The sequence below is a fragment of the Microbacterium sp. CPCC 204701 genome, assembly GCF_004010105.1.
Taxonomy (GTDB): domain Bacteria; phylum Actinomycetota; class Actinomycetes; order Actinomycetales; family Microbacteriaceae; genus Microbacterium.
The window spans coordinates 1-4,420 of sequence record NZ_RRYE01000261.1 but is presented as its reverse complement, the minus strand read 5'-3'; the positions used below and the strand labels follow the sequence as shown (position 1 = coordinate 4,420).

Genomic DNA, 4,420 nt, shown 5'->3' with positions numbered 1-4,420 from the left:
GTCTGCGATCGCCCGCGCGGGCGCAACCCTCTCGCTGCTGCGGCGGCGGCCCAAGCCCGTGCCCGCCCTCGAGGCGAACGGCGCCGCGCCGCACGCGTCGCCGTCGGTGCTGCCCACGCCAGAGGGCCGCCCCCACACGGGGACGGTGCAGCCGGTGGTGCTCGGCGACGAGAACCGCGTCCGGCAGGTCGTGGCCAACCTCCTCGGCAACGCGCGCCGATTCACCGCCGAGGATTCCCCCATCGAGCTGCGCATCGGCGTCGATGCGACCGCGCGCATGGGCTGGATCGAGATCGTCGACCACGGCGAGGGCGTGCCCGACCAGATCAAAGACAAGATCTTCCAGCGCTTCTGGCGCGCCGACACATCGCGCACGCGCGAGACCGGCGGCTCGGGCCTGGGGCTGTCGATCGTGGCCTCGATCGTCGAGGCGCTCCACGGCAGCGTCGGGGTCGTCGACACGCCGGGCGGTGGCGCCACCTTCCGCGTCGCCCTCCCCCTCGCCGACGCGCGCGATGCGGCCGAGCACCTCCACATCCCGACGCAGCCGCTGCCGCGCCTGGCCGATGCCGCGGAGTGAGCGGCGCCTCCTCCACCGTCACGGCCTGGGCGGCGCTGTGCACAGATGACGACGGATGCCGCACCCCGGCTGCACGCCACGCCTAGCGTTTCAGGAACCGCGGGTTCCGGCATCCGGCCGCCCGCCTGCAGCGCAAGGAGCCTTCATGGCCGTCTTCTCCGTCGACAGCGACGCCGTCCTCGCCTCCACCGCCGCGGTGCGCGGCACGATCGATCGGCTGCAGGCCGAGTCGAACGCGATGCTCGCGCAGCTGACGCAGCTGCAGTCGTCATGGACCGGATCGGCCTCGATCGCGTTCCACGGCGTCGTCGACCAGTGGCGGGCCACCCAGCGCCAGGTCGAGGATTCTCTGGCGGGCATCAACGCCGCACTGTCGGCGGCGGGCCGTCAGTACGCCGACACCGAGCTCGCGACCACCAGCCTGTTCCGCTGACGCGGGCCGACCGCGAAACGACGAATGGCCCCTCCGTGCGGAGGGGCCATTCGTGTGGCGCTTCGCAGCGCGGACTTCGGATCAGAAGTCCATGCCACCCGTCGGGTCGCCGGCCGGAGCCGCCGCCTTCTCGGGCTTGTCGGCGACGACGGCCTCGGTGGTGAGGAACAGCGCGGCGATCGACGCGGCGTTCTGCAGCGCCGAGCGGGTCACCTTGGCCGGGTCGATGATGCCCTGTGCGAACAGGTCGCCGTACTCGCCGGTCGCGGCGTTGAGGCCGAAGCCGGGCTCCAGCTCCGCGACCTTGTTGGCCACGACACCCGGCTCGAGACCGGCGTTCAGCGCGATCTGCTTGAGCGGGGCCTCGATCGCGACGCGAACGATGTTCGCACCGGTCGCCTCGTCGCCCGTGAGCTCGAGGCCCTCGAACGCGACCTTGCCGGCCTGGATGAGCGCGACGCCACCACCGGGGACGATGCCCTCCTCGACGGCCGCCTTCGCGTTGCGGACGGCGTCCTCGATGCGGTGCTTGCGCTCCTTGAGCTCGACCTCGGTCGCCGCACCCGCCTTGATGACGGCGACGCCGCCGGCGAGCTTGGCGAGGCGCTCCTGGAGCTTCTCGCGGTCGTAGTCGCTGTCGGTGTTGTCGATCTCGCGACGGATCTGGGTCACGCGACCCTCGATGGCAGCGGCGTCGCCGGCGCCCTCGACGATCGTGGTCTCGTCCTTGGTGACGATCACCTTGCGCGCACGGCCGAGCAGGTCGAGGGTGGCGTTCTCGAGCTTGAGACCGACCTCCTCGGTGATGACCTGGCCACCCGTGAGGATCGCGATGTCCTGCAGCTGCGCCTTGCGACGGTCACCGAAGCCGGGAGCCTTGACGGCGACCGACTTGAAGATGCCGCGGATCTTGTTCAGCACCAGGGTCGCGAGGGCTTCGCCCTCGACGTCCTCGGCGATGATGACGAGTTCCTTGCCGTCCTGGATCACCTTGTCGACGATCGGCAGAAGGTCCTTGATGTTCGAGATCTTCTGGTTCGCGATGAGGATGTAGGCGTCCTCGAAGACCGCCTCCTGGCGCTCCGGGTCGGTGACGAAGTAGGGGTTGATGTAGCCCTTGTCGAAGCGCATGCCCTCGGTGAGCTCGAGCTCGGTGCCGAAGGTCTGCGACTCCTCGACGGTGACGACGCCCTCCTTGCCCACCTTGTCGATGGCCTCGGCGATGAGCGCGCCGATCTCGGTGTCGGCGGCCGAGATCGAGGCCGTCGCGGCGATCTGCTCCTTCGACTCGACCTCCTTCGCGCTGGAGAGCAGCTCGGCGGTGATGGCCGCGACGGCCTTCTCGATGCCCTTCTTGAGCGAGATGGGGTCGGCGCCGGCCGCGACGTTGCGCAGGCCCTCGCGAACGAGCGCCTGGGCGAGCACGGTCGCGGTCGTGGTGCCGTCACCCGCGACGTCGTCGGTCTTCTTGGCGACCTCCTTGACGAGCTCCGCGCCGATCTTCTCGTACGGGTCGTCCAGCTCGATCTCCTTGGCGATCGAGACGCCGTCGTTCGTGATCGTGGGAGCGCCCCACTTCTTCTCGAGCACGACGTTGCGACCGCGCGGGCCGAGCGTCACCTTGACGGCGTCGGCGAGGATGTTCAGGCCGCGCTCGAGGCCACGGCGGGCCTCCTCGTCGAAAGCGATGATCTTTGCCATGTGTGTGTCGTCCCTCCGGAACGTTGGCTTTTGGGTATTAGCACTCAACAATCACGAGTGCTAAATCATTCTGGCACTCGACCCCATCGAGTGCAAGCCACGGAGAGGATGCCGCAACGCGCAGAAGCGGGATGCCTCATGGCATCCCGTCTCATATGTGCGCGCCTGCGGTCCTCGGCCGCGCCGTCAGACGACGCGAACAGACTCGGCCTGCGGACCCTTCTGCCCTGTCCCCAGCGTGAACTCCACTGCCTGGCCCTCTTCGAGGACGCGGAACCCGGTCATGTCGATGTTGGAGTAGTGGACGAACACGTCCTGGCCGTCGGCGACGGTGATGAAGCCGAACCCCTTCTCAGCGTTGAACCACTTCACGGTGCCCTGCGTCATGCGAATCTCCTGTTGCCGGCGGTACTCGGCTTCATGTTATGCACGGCGACACATGCGCAACCCCGGATTTCGTCACTTGTTGACACGCACGCACTCAACTGTTTACCGGTTCGAAACACATACGCGCGCGGCGACTAAGGCGTGGGTTCGGGAGTCTGGCCGGCCGCCGTGCGATCGAGGCCGATCACGACGGTCAGCTGCTTCACGTCGGGCGACGCCGGCTGGTAGGCCTCGCTCTGCTCGATGGCCGCGCCTCCGATGGCGCCGGCCAGACCGGCGGCGGCCGCCTGGTCCTCGGGGTTGAGGTAGAACACGGTCGTCTCGGGGAAGTCCTGCGAGCCGGCGCCGCTGGCGAGCACGCTGTCGGGCGCCCACCCGGCGCCGACGACGATGTCCTTCGTCTGCGTCGCCAGGCCCTCCTCGGGCGTCGCATTGAGGATCTGCACCTGGTAGGCCGTGTCGACGACGGGCGTCACCTCGGGCTCGGGAGTCACCGTCGGGGCGGGCGTCGGCGCGAGGTCGATGCGCCCGGAGGCGATCAGGGTGCCGAAGATGCCGATCGCGATCAGGACGACCGTTGCGAGGGCCGCCCACAGCAGCACGACCCATCCGCGCATGCGGGGATTCTCCGCGCGGTGCGCGCCGACCCTGTCCACGTCGGGGAGGTCGTCGAAGCGATCCCGGGAAAAGGTCGATCTCGGCACCCGACGATGTTACCCGGCGAAACCCGTGCCCCCCGTGAGCGCCGGGTCAGCGCGCGTCGGCGGCGCGCCCCGCGCGATCCCGCAGCCGCTCGTCCCGCACACGCCGCAGTCGCTTGACGAGCATGGGATCGTGCTGCTGAGCCTCGGCCGTGTCGATGAGGCGTCCGAGCAGCTGGTAGTAGCGCGCCGGCGACACGCCGAGGTCGGCGCGGATGGCCTCCTCCTTGGCTCCCGCGTGGCGTCGCCACTCCGCCTCGAAGTCGAGGATGGCGCGATCGCGGTCGGTCAGGGGCACGAGGCAACGCTAGCCCGCGGCATCCGTCCCCTCCGTGCGCCACGCGCGCCAATGCACGAACGCGCCGAGCGGATCGACCGCGGCGAGCGGCACCCCGTCGCGGCCGAGCACGAAGCCGCCCCAGGCGACAGCGTCGACGGGCGGACGCCACCTCCCGTGCAGTGCCGGCGGGTCGATCGTGATCCACACGGCATCGAGGGCGCGCACGGTCTCGATCAGCCGCTCGCGCCGGGCGCGCGGAATGTGCGGCAGCACTCCCGGCGTCGTCACGACGAGCGTCGCGTCGCGCGGCGCGAGGGCGGCCGCCCGCCGCAGCACCT

6 protein-coding genes and 1 pseudogene are annotated in these 4,420 nt (G+C 69.8%); 2 read left to right on the top strand and 5 right to left on the bottom strand.

The annotated features are described in order from the left end of the window. The coding region (locus EIO58_RS13445; RefSeq protein WP_164861701.1) for a sensor histidine kinase at nucleotides 1-580 on the top strand (580 nt) is incomplete at its 5' end. A 145-nt stretch (nucleotides 581-725) separates the two neighbouring features. Beyond that, nucleotides 726-1,013 (top strand): WXG100 family type VII secretion target, encoded by a 288-nt coding sequence (locus EIO58_RS13440; RefSeq protein WP_127819964.1) that lies wholly within the window; start codon nucleotides 726-728, stop codon nucleotides 1,011-1,013. An 81-nt stretch (nucleotides 1,014-1,094) separates the two neighbouring features. Here EIO58_RS13440 and groL read toward each other — a convergent pair whose 3' ends face one another. From groL to EIO58_RS13415, 5 genes and pseudogenes are all read right to left on the bottom strand, one after another. Next, complete coding sequence (gene groL, locus EIO58_RS13435; protein ID WP_127819963.1) at nucleotides 1,095-2,714, bottom strand: chaperonin GroEL; 1,620 nt, start codon at nucleotides 2,712-2,714, stop codon at nucleotides 1,095-1,097. 186 nt (nucleotides 2,715-2,900) lie between these two features. Beyond that, the gene (locus EIO58_RS13430) at nucleotides 2,901-3,101 is read right to left on the bottom strand and encodes a cold-shock protein (RefSeq protein ID WP_127819962.1); all 201 of its coding nucleotides are present in this window, start codon (nucleotides 3,099-3,101) and stop codon (nucleotides 2,901-2,903) included. A 134-nt stretch (nucleotides 3,102-3,235) separates the two neighbouring features. Next, entirely contained in the window at nucleotides 3,236-3,718 is a 483-nt protein-coding gene (locus EIO58_RS13425; RefSeq protein WP_240658838.1) for a LytR C-terminal domain-containing protein, read from the bottom strand. Nucleotides 3,719-3,851: 133 nt separating this feature from the next. Continuing rightward, nucleotides 3,852-4,100 (bottom strand): DUF3263 domain-containing protein, encoded by a 249-nt coding sequence (locus tag EIO58_RS13420; RefSeq protein WP_127819960.1) that lies wholly within the window; start codon nucleotides 4,098-4,100, stop codon nucleotides 3,852-3,854. Between the two features lie 9 nt (nucleotides 4,101-4,109). After that, nucleotides 4,110-4,420 (bottom strand): annotated as a pseudogene (locus EIO58_RS13415) (DUF2332 domain-containing protein); the annotation flags it as partial.

Coding starts and splice junctions, on each gene's coding strand:
- EIO58_RS13440 (WP_127819964.1), top strand. CDS start 726: ATGGCCGTCTTCTCCGTCGACAGCGACGCCGTCCTCGCCTCCACCGCC.
- groL (WP_127819963.1), bottom strand. CDS start 2,714: ATGGCAAAGATCATCGCTTTCGACGAGGAGGCCCGCCGTGGCCTCGAG.
- EIO58_RS13430 (WP_127819962.1), bottom strand. CDS start 3,101: ATGACGCAGGGCACCGTGAAGTGGTTCAACGCTGAGAAGGGGTTCGGC.
- EIO58_RS13425 (WP_240658838.1), bottom strand. CDS start 3,718: ATGCGCGGATGGGTCGTGCTGCTGTGGGCGGCCCTCGCAACGGTCGTC.